Source organism: Chryseobacterium joostei (assembly GCF_003815775.1).
Lineage (GTDB): Bacteria > Bacteroidota > Bacteroidia > Flavobacteriales > Weeksellaceae > Chryseobacterium > Chryseobacterium joostei.
Genome location: NZ_CP033926.1, coordinates 1,447,597 through 1,462,871 on the forward strand (window position 1 = coordinate 1,447,597; position 15,275 = coordinate 1,462,871).

At 36.1% G+C, this 15,275-nt stretch carries 9 protein-coding genes; 6 read left to right on the forward strand and 3 right to left on the reverse strand.

What is annotated here, in order from left to right:
- Positions 1–4: 4 nt before the first annotated feature.
- From EG359_RS06725 to EG359_RS06735, 3 genes are all read right to left on the reverse strand, one after another.
- A complete protein-coding gene (locus tag EG359_RS06725) occupies positions 5–1,696 on the reverse strand; it encodes a sodium:solute symporter (RefSeq protein ID WP_076352107.1) in 1,692 nt (563 codons plus the stop codon).
- Positions 1,697–1,796: 100 nt separating this feature from the next.
- The gene (locus EG359_RS06730) at positions 1,797–4,301 is read right to left on the reverse strand and encodes a PIG-L family deacetylase (RefSeq protein ID WP_076352108.1); all 2,505 of its coding nucleotides are present in this window, start codon (positions 4,299–4,301) and stop codon (positions 1,797–1,799) included.
- Positions 4,302–4,654: 353 nt separating this feature from the next.
- The gene (locus tag EG359_RS06735) at positions 4,655–5,326 is read right to left on the reverse strand and encodes a hypothetical protein (protein ID WP_076352109.1); all 672 of its coding nucleotides are present in this window, start codon (positions 5,324–5,326) and stop codon (positions 4,655–4,657) included.
- Positions 5,327–5,790: 464 nt separating this feature from the next.
- Here EG359_RS06735 and EG359_RS06740 point away from each other — a divergent pair, with 464 nt between their 5' ends.
- The 6 genes from EG359_RS06740 to EG359_RS06765 all read left to right on the forward strand — a co-directional run bounded on the left by EG359_RS06740 (position 5,791) and on the right by EG359_RS06765 (position 15,272).
- Positions 5,791–7,149 carry a sigma-54-dependent transcriptional regulator gene (locus EG359_RS06740; protein ID WP_076352110.1) on the forward strand — a complete coding sequence of 453 codons (1,359 nt, stop codon included), beginning with the start codon at positions 5,791–5,793 and terminating at the stop codon, positions 7,147–7,149.
- Complete coding sequence (locus EG359_RS06745) at positions 7,150–8,292, forward strand: FIST signal transduction protein (RefSeq protein ID WP_076352111.1); 1,143 nt, start codon at positions 7,150–7,152, stop codon at positions 8,290–8,292.
- 2 nt (positions 8,293–8,294) lie between these two features.
- A complete protein-coding gene (locus EG359_RS06750; protein ID WP_076352112.1) occupies positions 8,295–11,816 on the forward strand; it encodes a PAS domain S-box protein in 3,522 nt (1,173 codons plus the stop codon).
- A gap of 124 nt (positions 11,817–11,940) precedes the next feature.
- Positions 11,941–12,381, forward strand: a complete 441-nt coding sequence (locus EG359_RS06755) for a response regulator (RefSeq protein ID WP_076352113.1) — start codon at positions 11,941–11,943, stop codon at positions 12,379–12,381.
- A 7-nt stretch (positions 12,382–12,388) separates the two neighbouring features.
- Complete coding sequence (locus EG359_RS06760; RefSeq protein ID WP_076352114.1) at positions 12,389–13,120, forward strand: polysaccharide biosynthesis/export family protein; 732 nt, start codon at positions 12,389–12,391, stop codon at positions 13,118–13,120.
- Between the two features lie 10 nt (positions 13,121–13,130).
- Positions 13,131–15,272 (forward strand): GumC family protein, encoded by a 2,142-nt coding sequence (locus tag EG359_RS06765; RefSeq protein WP_164463046.1) that lies wholly within the window; start codon positions 13,131–13,133, stop codon positions 15,270–15,272.
- Positions 15,273–15,275 lie beyond the last annotated feature (3 nt).

Here is a 15,275-nt window from a genome sequence, read left to right on the forward strand (position 1 = left end):
TTGCTTACGAATTTACTGCTTTCGGCTTATAAAACAGTAATCCGATTGCGGAAAATATAATAACTGCCGCTGCCCCGATTACGTTAAGCCAAAGGAAGGAAACGATATCGAACTGATAAACGGCAATAACCGTAATTTCTGATAAAATTGCAGAAATAAATACAATCGCGCCGTTGACTTTTTTATAATAAAATGCAACCAGAAAAATCCCCAATATCGGGCCGTAGAAAAGAGAACCCAATACGTTAACCGCTTCAATAAGGGAACCCATTTGAGTTGCAAACATGGCTACACCGATTGAGAAGATACCCCAGGCTAAAGTGTGTAGACGACTGTACCTCAGTTCGGTTGCATCATCAGGAATTTCTTTTTTAAATATCAAGTGAACATCTTTTAATGAGCAGGCGGCAAGTGAATTCAGTGCTGCCGAAATTGAACCCCAACTGGCCAGAAAAATGACGGCAAACAGCAAACCGATCATCCCTACAGGCAAGGTATTTTTCACAAAATACAGGAAAATGTAATTCGTATCCGTTTTTTCCGCATTATAGTTTGAATGATTGATCGCTTCCTCTACCCTGCCGTGAAGTGCTTTTACCTGGGTCTGTGTATCTTTAAAATCCTGAATTGTTTTGTTAAGTTGGGGAGAATGAGTTTCTTTCAGTTTTAGAATTTCTTTCGATTCTGCATTAAATTTTAGTTGTAAATCCTGATGCTCTTTTTCAAAAGCCGCGGCCTGTTCCGGTTTTGTTTCCTTTAAATATTGATAAGAACGTTCGTTAAAATAAATTGGAGCCGGTTTTAGAGAAAAGAATGCAAAAAGCAGAGCACCAATCAGAAGAATAGCAAACTGCATCGGAATTTTAACCAATCCGTTCAACAGCAAGCCCATTTTTGCATTGGTATTGTCCTTCGCAGTAATATACCTCCCGACCTGGCTCTGGTCCGTACCAAAGTAAGAAAGTGCCAGAAAAAAGCCACCAATTAAACCACTCCAGATATTGTATTTATCTTTCCAATCGAATTCTGTGGTAATTACGTTGAGCTTTCCTGATTTCCCTGCCAGATACAACGCATCGTTAAACCCAATTCCATTCGGCATATTTTGAATAAGCAGATAGCCTGCAAAAGCCATGGTTCCCAAAATAATAAGAAACTGTAATTTTTGGGTGTGAGCGATCGCTTTTGCACCTCCAACATAGGTATAAATTAACAGAATACCGCCTGTCAAAACATTGGTTAAGTAAATATTCCAGTTTAAAACGCTTGATAAGATGATACTCGGAGCATAAATGCTGATTCCCGTTGATAAACCTCTGGAAAAAAGAAAAAGCAATGAAGTAAGTACTCTTGTTTTTTTATCAAAACGGTTTTCTAAATATTCATAGGCCGTATAAACATTTAAACGCTGAAAAATCGGGATGAAAGTGATACAGATCACAATCATCGCCAAAGGCAGACCAAAGTAATACTGAACGAAACGCATACCGTCTGTATAGGCCTGGCCCGGTGCCGAAAGAAATGTAATCGCACTTGCCTGCGTAGCCATAATCCCTATCAGCACAATATACCAAGGCATTTTATTATCTGCTTTCAGGTAGGATTCGTTGCTTTTTTGACCACGACCGATGAATACGCCGTAAACCACCACTGCAACCAGTGTAAAAATGAGAACTGTCCAATCTATATTACTCATGCCCAGAATTTAGTAAACCAATAATAAAATGCGATCTGCAATACTAATGCAACTGCTAATAGTATGTACCAGATATTCCAATTTTTAAGTTGCTTGTTCATTAGTTTTTCTGTGCAGATAAAAAGTTAAAAAATAAACGTGCCGCCCCAACATTTCCAGCAGGCAGCTGTCTGAAAAATGCCAACGGTGTGTAAATAAAATTACCCTTCCCGTATTGGGCATATAAAGTTGATCCCTGTAGTGGCTCTTCATCTGTATCGTGCATTTCAAAAAGCGGTTCATACGCTGCATCCCATTGAGCAGGAAAATAAGCGCCACGCTCCTGTACCCAGCCTTTAAAATCATCCGCCGTAATTTTATTCGGAAAGTTCAGTAATTTATGATTGGCATTTAAAAACGTAACCACAGCATTTTCTTCGGTAACCCGCTTATTGGCAATACTGAAATTGTACATGCCCAATTGATCAACGGTTGTATCCTGATTGGTGTTATACTGCATCACCAGATTACCTCCGGCTTTTGCATAAGACCATAAAAAGGGCATCCAGCGGCCCAGCTTTTTCTCTGTGTTATTTGCACGAACACCCAATACAATCGCATCATACTGGGATAGCTTGTTTTGTTTACCGTTTCCGCCAGATTCATCTATTTTGCCATAAAAATCTTCGTCTTTCAAAACATCTACCTGAACACCCGCAATACGCAGGAATTCAGGAATGAAATCGCCCGCACCTTCTATGTAACCCACTTTTTTAACCTTCACCTGAATGTCGCCTTTCATTACGGTTACCGTTGCAGGCGAAAAATATTGTAAGGTGGACAAATGCGGGTACTGAATTAATACTTGTTTTTTATTATAAGTGACTCCATCTGCAACAAAGTTGGCATCCAGTTGAATACGACCCGACTTTATTGAAGTAAGTTTCGTTTGTGGAATAACATAATCAATGGTAGTATCTTTTCCATTGAGAGAACTTACATCAGCTCCACCTAATCGTTCTCCGTTATAAATCAGGTTTAGTTTACCATTACTAAACTTTTTACTGGAATTAACCTTAACATTTAAACTCAAATGTAGATCTTCATTTTCCTTGACCACATAAAGCGGCTGTGTAAATTTCAGTTCCAATGCAGGAACAATACGCAAGGCTTCGACCACATCACCACGCACCGGATCTAATTTCTTGAAAGATAAAGGAAGTCTAACCTGAAATTTTTCCGAACCGATTTTTAAATCTACCCAAACATTCAGTGGTGATTCTGCCTCTGGCAAACCAATTAAAGTATCATTCGGCACAGAGAAAGTTCCTGCATTTACAGGAGGTTTTGCCAACCAGTAAGGTTCTGTGAGTGCTCCATCTGCAGGGATCTGAATGTCATGTTGAATGGTAATTAAAGAATCTTTTGATAGTTTTCTGTTGAAACTTTCTGATTGAGTTAGCCATTTTACATCTTCTAAAACGACAGGGTTTTCAGTTCTTGAAATTAAATTTAACCTGAAATTATAATGATCCCCGGCAACAGCCTCAGCCTGATTGGTAACGACCTCGCCCATAAACCCCGCACAGCTTAAAATGATATGGTCAAGAGATTTAATTTTATCCTTTTTCAGGTCTGTATCTTTTAGCTCCGTTACCTTTTTTCGTAAAGCAAGCAAAGCAGGTAAGCTAAGTTCCGGCTTATTGAAATTGAAAGCGGAAATAATTTCATCTAACGAATGGTCAATATCAATATTTCCTTGTGAAGTCCAGGTTTTAACGACTCCGTCAAAAAGCGTTGCTTTTGCAGGCTCGCCAATAACATGGGCAAAATATTCAGTTCTGATGCCGGCTACAGACTGTGTTCCCGCACCCTGACTTTTATGCAAACTTCTGCTTAATCCTGCCAGTTCACCATAGCCCATTCCCAATTGTGCATCATATTGCCCCACGGTTACTTTCAGTTGATTTTCAGATGTTGTATTGACCCCGCCAAAGCGGAAAGTATTCCATAATACGCGTTTTGGCTGCCATACATTTACATATTTTAGTTGATTTGGGAAAGCGGTTTTATCACCTGCCAACTTAAAAGCTTTTTCTGCAACCACAGCCGAAGCCGCATGCTGTCCGTGGCCTGCCGCAGCAGTAGGAGGAAAACGACAAATGATAACATCTGGACGGAATTTACGGATTGTCCAGACTACATCAGCTATAATGCTATTTTCATCCCATTGTTTAAAGGTATCGGTCGTATTTTTAGAGAACCCGAAATCAATTGCACGGGTAAAAAACTGCTGGGCACCGTCTAACTTTCTTGCCTCTAAAAGCTCATGTGTTCTGATTAAACCTAATGCAGCTCCTTGCTCTGTCCCTAATAGATTTTGCCCGCCATCACCTCTGGTTAAAGACAAATAACCTGTTTCTACATTTTGGTCGTTGATTAACCAGGAGAGCAATCCCGTATTTTCATCATCGGGATGAGCCGCAAGGTATAAAACTTTAGGGAGGTGTTTAAGTGTTTTGAGTTCACGGTAAATTTCAGATGATTTGGAAGGCCGAACCTGTTGGGCCGAACAAAAAACCGTATAAAAGCCAAGAATAAATACAGTGCTTACTTTTTTGAACATTTAATTTTACTTTGCAGGGCAAATATAAGTAAATCATCTTTCTTTCAACCTTAAAAGAATGAGGCTGTGAATTTCACAAAAAAACTGTTTAATTTTTATTAAACCACAAAAGGCACAAAAGTTTTTAAACACTTAAGCTATTTAAGTTATATACTTTGGATATAAGGAGTACACTAAAGTTTTATTGAAAATCAAAGATTTTCAACTTATGTGAAATTAATTGTGTGGTATTTCCTTACACTTTCTAAAGTGTACTAAAGTGTTTAAAAAAATAAAAACTTTTGTGACTTTTGTGGCTAAGCTTAAACAGACTTCATGTATGAATCAGAGTTTTCAAAGAAAATTAAAACTACTTATGTTGTTCTAATTGTATTCCTTGTAAGATAGATATAATTAAACATGCAAAATGTTGCCACCGCTCCAAAGGTATGCCATAAAAAATGGGTTCCGAAACTCAACCATTCCCATTTGTCAGCGATACGAAAGGTAAGTGCAAAAACAAACGACAATAAAGCAAAGCCTACCCATTTGCCTGCTTTCCATTGGGTGTAGATTAAATAACTTAATACTGAAAAAAGCACAAATGAGGCCATGATTGCGTAATTTACATTGATAAAAAGAGAAGTGTTATCTACCAAAATCCAACTTCTCAACGCCAATATAAGTACTATATATACGAGAACCATTACAACAGCATAGTACCATCTGATACTCTGAGCTAAAAAATAAAATCCGGCAGATAAACAGAGCAACATAATGGGCATCCAATCCATCATAATAAATACCGGCCATTGTCTGAATGAATGGTAAATAGTTCCCCCAATGGCACCAATATATAATAAAATTAAGCAGTATGTTAAAAAGGGATATTCTTTAAAATTACCTTTCATTTTAATGGTCCAGAAAATGGCCAAGCTTAAAAATAACACAGCAGTTATTGCATTTAATGGCTCAGGGAAAAACTGAGCCATATCTGTTTCTTTATATAACATGCCTCCATCCGGAGGTATTGGGTTTATTGGCATTGTCTTTTTTATATTAATATTTATAGGTATGCATCAGAATGCAAAATAGAAATACAAACCATTTTACTAAACATTACTAAAATATATACTTCTTCTAAATATAGAAAAAATTATGGCATTATATACCTGAATGTACCCAATTATATTTTACAAATTTGTTAATTCTACTTCTTATACCAATCAACCAGATTGACTATAAAACAAATATTACTGTTTTTTTTGATTCGATACATTTAAATATATAGTTTCCAAATTACATTAGAAAAAGCTTCATCTAAAAAAAGATATCTGATAAAATAATAATTACCAGATATCTGGCTTTGATAAATCCCGTCATATTTACAATTTGTTAAATACAGGTAAATAAAATACACCAATCATCTAAAACAAGTAAATAATAATTCATAAGTTGATGAAAAATCATTATTTTAGTGTAAAATTAATAACCTGCAAACCCGATCACAATGTGTAAAATTTTCATAATAGATGATGACCGCTTTTTTGGAGAAATGCTGAAGCATCATCTCCAGCTCAATCCGGATTATGAAGTTTTCCTTTTCGATACCGCAAAAGATTGCCTTGCTAATCTTTTTATGAACCCGGATATTATCTGTATTGATTTTGGACTTCCGGATATTCAAGGTGATGAGCTTTTTAAACAGATCAAAAACCTGTATCCTGATCTTCCCATTATCGTTATCAGCGGACAGGAAAACATAGAGGTAGCCATCAATTTTCTCAAACAGGGAGCAAAAGATTATATCGTAAAAAATGAGCATACAAAAGAGCTTCTGTGGAGCTCTATTATCAGGCTGAAAGAAAATATTTCGCTGAAACAGGAGGTAGAAGACCTGAAAGATGAACTTGAAAAAAAATACACTTTTGAGAACACCATCATTGGACAAAGCGAATCTATAAAAGGTATATTTTCAAAAATAAATAAAGCGCTAAAATCCAGTATTAATGTTTCAATTACCGGGGAAACGGGTACAGGAAAAGAAGTGGTCGCGAAAGCCATTCATTATAATTCACCCAGAAAAAACAAGCCTTTTATAGCGGTGAATATGGCTGCTATTCCTAAAGAACTTGTAGAAAGCGAATTTTTCGGTCATGAAAAAGGGGCATTTACGGGAGCAGCGGAAAGAGCCTCCGGAAAGTTTGAGCAGGCTAATGGAGGAACCATTTTTTTGGATGAGATCGCAGAGCTTGATCTCAATATCCAAAGTAAACTGCTCCGGGCTCTACAGGAAAGGGAAATTACAAGAGTAGGCGGAAACCAGAAAATAAAGCTGGATGTAAGAGTAATTACAGCAACCCACAAAAATCTCGCCCAGGAAGTAAAAAAGGGCACTTTCCGGGAGGATCTGTATTACAGAATTATAGGCCTCCCTATTGAACTACCACCCTTACGTGAAAGAGAACAGGATACTTTAATTCTTGCCAGGCATTTTATAGACTTATTTTCAAAGGAAAATAAAATCAAACCTTTAGGGTTATCTGCTGAAGCTAAAAAAAAACTTCTCGCTTATAATTTCCCCGGAAATGTAAGAGAATTGAAATCTATCGTTGATCTGGCATGTGTAATGTCTGACCATTCTGAGATAATGGCAGATGATATTAGTTTTTATACCCTTGAAAAAGATTCAGAGTCTTTTCTCGACGGGCAAAAAACATTAAAACAATATACTACAGATATCATCCTACACTTTCTGAAAAAAAATAATAATGACGTGATTAAAACAGCAAAGGTTCTGGATATAGGCAAATCAACAATTTACAACCTGATTAGTCATGCTGAAACTAAAAAACTAAATAACAACTAGATGAAAGTTGCCAAATTACTTTTTATAAACGGAGAATTCAGATATGAAAGAAATGATGAAAATCTTGACTATCAGAAAGCTCAGCTCGTCCTAGGATATGGAGCTAGAAATCTTATTGAAGACAATCATTTTTTCTTTCAGCTCAAAGAAAAGTTTCCCCATGCAGAGATTACCTTATCATCATCGTCCGGAGAAATTTTCTGTAATGAAGTATATGATAATACGGTAACCGTTACCATTATCAGTTTCTCAACATCTTATATTAAAACTTCACAGATTAATATAGAAGACTTTCCTAGCAGCTACGAAGCCGGGAAAATCCTAATGGAAAAACTTCCTAAAGAAAACCTCAAATGGGTATTTGTTTTATCAGACGGCAGTCGCGTCAACGGCAGTCAACTAGTTCAGGGACTGAACTCCGGACGCCCTGATCATGTGTTAATTTCAGGAGGATTAGCTGGGGACGGGGACCAATTTGAAAAAACAGCAGTTGGCTTAAACCAGATCCCAGCCTCCAATCAAATTGTAGCGATTGGTTTTTATGGGAAAAATCTAGAGTTATCTCATGCATCATATGGAGGCTGGGAAAGCTTCGGATTAGAAAGAACAGTTACCCGTTCTCATCATAACATCCTATATGAAATTGATCATAAAAATGCCCTTGATCTTTATAAAAAATATCTCGGAAAATATGCAGAAGAACTTCCGGGTTCAGCACTTCTTTTCCCTCTTTCTCTTAAATCTGACAATACCTCCTCTTCTGTTGTACGTACCATCCTTTCTATTAATGAGAAAGATAATATGATGGTCTTTGCAGGCGACCTTCCCGAAGGAAGTAAAGTAAGATTTATGAAGGCCAACATGGACCGGTTGATTGATGCAGCCAATGATGCAGCCAGTGAATGCCTTGAAATAATTCATAATAAACCTAAAATGGGAATTATTGTAAGCTGTGTAGGAAGAAAATTAGTCTTAGGAGACCGGACTGCTGAAGAAGTGGAAATGGTAAGAGATGTTTTTGGCCCTGACACCATCATTACCGGTTTCTATTCATATGGAGAGATATCCCCTCTGAAGCCCTTTGATGATTGTGCCTTACACAACCAGACCATAACTATTACAACCGTTAACGAAACTGCATAAAAATGGAGACGGAAATTCACAACCTATTAAAAAGACAGATCAACAAATATCTTACAGAAGACTGTAAGTCTCATCCGCAGTTCAAAAATTTCATCAATGCTGTGAATCAGTCTTATCAATCTTTTGAAAGGGATAAAGAGCTTATGGATCATGCTTTTAAACAAAGTGAGGAAGAATATCGGGAAATCTATATCAACCTTAAAAATGAAAATATTTTAAAGCAAAAGTCGATCTCCAATCTTTATGAGTCCATCAAGATTCTTGATCCTGCGATTGAATATCTGGATTCTGAAGATCTTACAGAGCTTTCATCTTATGTATCTGAACAGTTGAGAAAAAGGTTTTTTTTGCAGGAACAGCTTAACAAGCAACTAAAGTTTCAGAAACTGTTGATGAATATATCTTCAGAGTATATTAATATTCCTATAGAAGAGGTATCTGAAAGCGTGAATAAATCTCTTAAAGAGATGTCAGAATTTGTAAATGCAGACAGAAGCTATATTTTCAGATATGATTTTGCAGAAAACACCTGTTCCAATGTTTATGAGTACTGCAATGAGGGAATAACTCCTCAAATAGACAACTTGCAGAATGTACCACTTGATATCATCAGTGAATGGGTGGAAGCCAACCAAAAAGGAGAAAGCATTTATTATCCGGATGTTCAGGAATTACCAGAAAGTAATCTTAAAAACCTCTTACAGGAGCAGGATATCAAAAGTCTACTTGTAATACCAGCCATGCTTCAAAATGAATGTCTTGGCTTTGTAGGTTTTGATTTTGTCAGGAATTACCATAAAGTATCACATACCGAGAAAAATCTTCTCACCATTTTTACTCAGGTTCTTGTCAATGTACGTGAGCGCCTCGTTCTTGAGAGAAATCTTTCCAGAACAGTAGAAATCCTGAAAAAATTACTGGCGAATTTACAGTCCGGAATATTAATGGAAGATGAGAACAGACAAATTATATTTACCAATGATTTGTTTTGCAAAATGTTTAATATTCCAATTTCCGCAGATGATATGATCGGAATAGATTGTACAAATTCTGCGGAAGAATCTAAAGCTCTTTTTAAGAATGAAGATTATTTTGTCCAGAGAATTAATGAAATACTTAAAGAAAAGAAAATCGTAACCAATGAACTCCTGGAAACCAGGAATGGAAAATTTTTAGAAAGACATTATATTCCCATTTTCATTAAGGATCACTACAAAGGACATCTTTGGAAGTATAATGATGTAACGGAACGTGTTGTTACCCAAAACCTCCTCAAACAAAGTGAAGAACGCAACAGAATGATCATGGATTCTGCCATGAGTGCCATCATCATTACCAACCACAAGGGGCAAATCACTTTTTGGAATAAAAGTGCGGTCAATACCTTCGGTTGGACAAAAGAAGAAGTAGAAGGTAAAAAAATTCTTGAAAAAATTATTCCGAAAGCAGATAAAACGCTCTACACATCAATGCTGAATAAACAAGTGGAACGAAACATTATCAAAAAAAACGGAGAAGAACTTACGGTAGAAATATCAGTTATTGCCGTAGAACAGGATGATAACAAATATTACTGCTACTTCATTAAAGATATTTCTGAAAGAAAAAGAGCGGAAGATCGCATCAAGAGACAAGAGGAAAAATACCGGAACATCATTGCCAATATGAATTTGGGCTTGCTGGAAGTAGACAACAACGAAACCATCCGCTATGCCAATCAAAGTTTTTGTGATGTATCTGGCTATGATCCGGATGAGTTAATTGGCAAAAGTCCTTCACAGCTATTTGTATACGGAGAAAATAATCTTGAGTTTGTAAAAGAGCAAATCCTATTAAGAAAAAAAGGAGTTTCAAGCGTATATCAGCTTCCTGTAAAAAATAAGAGAGGAGAAATTAGATGGTGGGCAATAAGCGGAGCGCCCAATTATGATGATAACGGTAATCAGCTTGGTTCGATAGGAATCCACCTTGATGTTACGGACCAAAAAAAACTGGAAGAAGAACTAAAACAGGAAAAAGCTAAAGCATTGGAGGCATCCAAAGCCAAGGAAGTTTTCCTCGCTAATATGAGCCATGAGATAAGAACACCTCTTAATGCTATTATAGGTTTTTTACGAGAGTTGAAAAGAATAAGCCTTAATGCCACCCAAAAACAGTTTGTAGAAAACAGTTATAATGCTTCACAACATTTGTTATCAATTATTAACAATATTCTTGACATTTCCAAAATCGAATCCGGCGAAATGTCTCTGGAAAGCAAAAGCTTTTCATTACAAGAAAGTATCGAAAATGTTATTACCATTCTACAACCTAAAGCAAAACAAAAAAAATTACAACTATACGCTGTTTTTTCAAAGTCCCTCGCCCCTGCTCAAAAAGGAGACTCCTTAAAGATAGAACAGATTCTGTATAATATTATCGGCAATTCATTAAAATTTACAGATAAAGGTGAAATAAAGATAGAGTGTAATGTTATTAAAGACTTTTCCCGTTATCAGACTATTTCAATACGCATTACAGATACCGGAATCGGAATGAGTGAAGAGTATGTAAACAGTATCTTTAAAAAATTCAATCAGGAAGATAGCTCTATTTCCAGGAAATATGGTGGTACAGGTCTCGGAATGACTATTACCAAAGAGCTGGTCTCATTAATGAAAGGAAAGATTGAAGTGAATAGTGAGAAAAATAAAGGAACTGCTATCACCATCACTTTCAATGTTGACAAAGGAAATGAAGAAGCACCTTTAAAATCTTCCCAAAAGAAACAGAAAATTTCTATTCAGGGAATTCATGTATTGCTAGTTGAAGATAATGAACTGAACCAGCTGGTTGCAGAAAACTCACTGACATATTTTAAGTGCAACGTTACAAAAGCTGACAACGGCAGAATGGCAGTAGATCTATTAAGAAAAGAAAAGTTTGATATTATCCTGATGGATATTCAGATGCCTGAGATGGATGGTATAGAAGCCACCAAAATAATACGGGAAGAACTTGGAATCGAAACACCCATTATCGCCCTTACCGCAAACGCTTTCAAAACCGAGATAGACAATTGTATCGGTGCAGGAATGGATGACTATATTACCAAACCGTTTATTGAAGAGAACCTGCTCAATATTATTCACAAATACACCAAAAATCAAAGAAGAACCAACACAACGATATCCAATATGAGCAAAACACTTTATGATCTTAAAAATATACAGATGCTCAGCAGAGGAGATGAGGATTTTATTCAGAAAATGCTTTCCATATTCATTTCGCAGACCCAGGAAACAATTCCTTTGGTAGAAAAAGCATTTGAAGAGAAAGACTATGCAGAAATAGCAAGGCTCATCCATAAGATCAAGCCCAGTATAGAAGGCATAGGTATCTATTCCATTAAAGAAGACGTAAAACAGCTGGAAGTATCAGCAAAAGGACAGCACACAGATCTTCCTGAACTGTATACTCTATTTGAAAACATAAAAAAGACTCTTACTACCGTAATAATCCAGCTAAAAGAGGAGATTAAATAAAGAGTAACCATCCAAAATCAAGACTCAATTCCATATTTTGGAAAAAGAAAAATATTTAACCGCTTTATTTTCAGATAGTTAAATACAGGCACAATAATAGACTTATTGTTTTCAAATTAGAAAAATGGAAACAAATAAACAAAATTTAAAGTTTTTTATTGTAGATGATGACAGATTCTGTGCAAGTGTATATGAACAGTATTTGAAAAATCATAGCTATGAAGACATTATTTGCTTCAGCAGTGGAGAAGAATGCCTGGATGAGCTTCATCAGAAACCAGATGTTATTTTTCTGGATCACAACATGGAAGACCTGAACGGCTTTGAGGTTCTAAAGAAAATCAAACGTTTTGACCCGAACATTTATGTGATCATGGTCTCTGCACAGGAAAACATTGACACTGCTGTAAACGCACTTAAATACGGAGCATTTGACTATCTGGTAAAGGATGCGAATGTCTGCGAAAAAATGACAGAAACAATAGACAAGATCTTGAAAATAAAAGAAGAAATGTCTCAACACAAATTAAAAGGTTTCCGCAAATTCTTTTCAATTCTATTTTAAAAAAACTATGTCTAAAAAGCTCATCATATCATCCCTATTGATGCTTCTTCTTTTTTCCTGTAAAACGTATAATGTTTTGGAAGAAGATCAGGCATCCAGAAATATGCAGGATTTCAGTTTTGACCCGAACTACCAATACAAAATCCGTAAAGATGATAAAATAACACTTTCGGTTTGGGGACAGGATGATCTGAGTGTGGGATCCGTATATGGAATTTATAACTCTAATGAGGTCTATGGAAAATGGCTTTTGGTAGATATTAACGGAAATATTGAAATTCCAAAATTAGGAACAACTTCTGTAATCGGGAAATCTTTGCCCGAGCTGAAGGAAGACATAAAAACAAAACTTAAAAAATGGCTTGTGAACCCTATTGTTGATGTGAAAGTTCTTAACAAAGAAATTGCCGTGATGGGTGAAGTACGAAATCCTGCAGTGATTCAGGTCGATAAGGATCAGAATACATTACTTGAGATTATCTCAAAAACAGGAGGCTTTGAAATGTATGCGAACTTGAAATCAGTGAAAATTTTAAGACAGGAAGGCGAAAACGTAAGGGTTACCAACATCGATCTTACCAAAATGAAAGATGTTCCCAATCAGAATATTATTCTCCATCCGGGAGATTACGTTATTGTACCCTCTAAGAAAAGCAAGGACTTTGATAAAAGAGCTTCCACGATTATTCCTTTTACAACAGTTACCTCTGCAGCAGGAATACTCATTGGGCTTTTATAAAAAAAAGATTATGAACAACGAAAATATAAGATTTCTGAAACCTTTGCTGAGAGGTTTGCCTGTTGTAATTCTTGCAATGGTAATTTCTGTATTGGCTGCCAAAAAGTACCTCAACTATGTGACACCGATGTATGAAAGTACAGCAAAACTGAAGCTTGCCGATACCCAGCAAGGCGTTCCCAGTGCCAATCTTTTCAAGGATTTTGATGTATTTGCCTCTGCCAACAAAATCAGTACGGAAATCGAAGTTTTAAAATCAACCTCACTAATTGAGAAAACACTTTCAAAACTTCCCTTGTCCACGGAAATTTACAGAAAAGGGAAAGTTCAGTCGGTTGAGCTTTTTAACGATTCGCCTATTAAGATAGAGGCAACTTTTAGTAATGATAAAAACAAGGATAAAAAATTTTTATTAAACGTCCTATCCAAACAAACCTACTCCATTACCGTTCCTGGTACTGTCACACCGAAAAACGGAAATTTCGGAACTCCTCTTCATATAACTAACGGGCAAATATTGATCAGTCTTAATGAAAACTACATTAAGTCTAAACCAGACGTTAAAATCATCGATCAGTATGAAATTGAATTTTTAAGCAGAGAAAAACTTCTGGACAACATCAATAAAAATCTGGATATCGTTTCTGTGGACAAAGACGTTCCGGTGATCAGAATTAATTTTAAAAGCAATGTACCAGAAAAAGCCGCGTTGATTGTCAATACCCTTGCTGAAACCTACATTCAGGATTATATTGAAAATAAATACCGCGCTGCCAATACCACTGTAGATTTCCTTAAAGGAGAGATTGGGCAGGCCAATCATAAACTTTCTGATGTAGAGAACCAAATTGAAAACTACAAAAACAAGGAACACATCATCAATATTCCACAGGAAACAGAGACCGATCTTAGGAAAATAGCCCAGCTCAAAATCCAGAAAAGCAATCTGAAAATGAACCTGGATGCCATAAAGGATCTAAACGGATACATTGCGCAGGGTAAAGACAATTATCTTGATCTTGCCACCAACTTTGAGGCTTTTAATGATCTTCTTTCTACGGAAATGATGAAAAACATCAAGCAATTACAGGCAGAAAAAAAAGATCTTCTTCTCACCTACACCCCGGAACACGAAAAAGTGAAAATAATAGATACTAAAATAAAAGATCTTACAGACTATCAAACCGAAAGCATCAGGAATACCCAAAAAAACCTGCAGATCAAATATAATGATATTGATCAGGACATTCGGATTGCCGAACAGTCTTTTGTAGGCTTACCGGAAAAGGAAAAACTCCTCAACATTATGAACAGAGAGTTTAATCTTTATGAAAAAAATTACAATTTCCTTAATGAAAAAAGAATAGACGCCGAAATTGCCAAAGCAGCGAAAATTTCTTTTCACAAAATTATTACACGGGGAGAAGTTTCTTCCCATCCTGTATCTCCTATGCGTTCCATCATTATCATTGTGGCAGTTCTAATGAGCCTGATAGGATCTATTGCTTTGATCTATGCCATTCATTTTGCAAAAGCAAAAGTAAGCGATGTCTATACGATCGAGAAAAACAGTTCCATTCCTATCGCGTTCACGACCCCCTTTATAAAAAAAAGAGAAAGAATACCTTATTATTTTCTTGAAAACATCCTTGAAATGGAGCTCAAAGGCATCATTAAGGAAAAAAAGATCATCTGCATTACTTCTTATGACAATCCCGAACATCATACCTTTCACGCTAAAAATATCATCAACGCAATGCAGATGCAGTCAAAAAAAGTTTTGGTGGTCGATGTTGCCAATACCTTGAAAGATATTCAGACAGAACATTATATCAATTTTTCCGGAGATGAAAATCTTAAACTTACCTCAAATGATATTCACAAAATAATTCTTGAAAAAATAAAAAGTATGGACATCTGTATTGTTAATAATCAGGCCATAAGACAAGGGAAAATGCCTCTGCTTTTTCTGAAAATTGCCGATCAGAATCTCTTCCTTTTAGACAGCCGGAAAACAGCCACCAAGAGCATTATGAATGTAGAACTTCTAAAAGATGAATATAAGCTTGATCATCTATGGTTCATCCTTAATAAAGAAGGGTACAATCCGAGCATTCTTACCACCATAAAAAAATTAATCCAAAAAAAATAAATT

Coding starts and splice junctions, on each gene's coding strand:
- EG359_RS06735 (WP_076352109.1), bottom strand. CDS start 5,326: ATGCCAATAAACCCAATACCTCCGGATGGAGGCATGTTATATAAAGAA.
- EG359_RS06745 (WP_076352111.1), top strand. CDS start 7,150: ATGAAAGTTGCCAAATTACTTTTTATAAACGGAGAATTCAGATATGAA.
- EG359_RS06755 (WP_076352113.1), top strand. CDS start 11,941: ATGGAAACAAATAAACAAAATTTAAAGTTTTTTATTGTAGATGATGAC.
- EG359_RS06760 (WP_076352114.1), top strand. CDS start 12,389: ATGTCTAAAAAGCTCATCATATCATCCCTATTGATGCTTCTTCTTTTT.
- EG359_RS06750 (WP_076352112.1), top strand. CDS start 8,295: ATGGAGACGGAAATTCACAACCTATTAAAAAGACAGATCAACAAATAT.
- EG359_RS06765 (WP_164463046.1), top strand. CDS start 13,131: ATGAACAACGAAAATATAAGATTTCTGAAACCTTTGCTGAGAGGTTTG.
- EG359_RS06730 (WP_076352108.1), bottom strand. CDS start 4,301: ATGTTCAAAAAAGTAAGCACTGTATTTATTCTTGGCTTTTATACGGTT.
- EG359_RS06725 (WP_076352107.1), bottom strand. CDS start 1,696: ATGAGTAATATAGATTGGACAGTTCTCATTTTTACACTGGTTGCAGTG.
- EG359_RS06740 (WP_076352110.1), top strand. CDS start 5,791: ATGTGTAAAATTTTCATAATAGATGATGACCGCTTTTTTGGAGAAATG.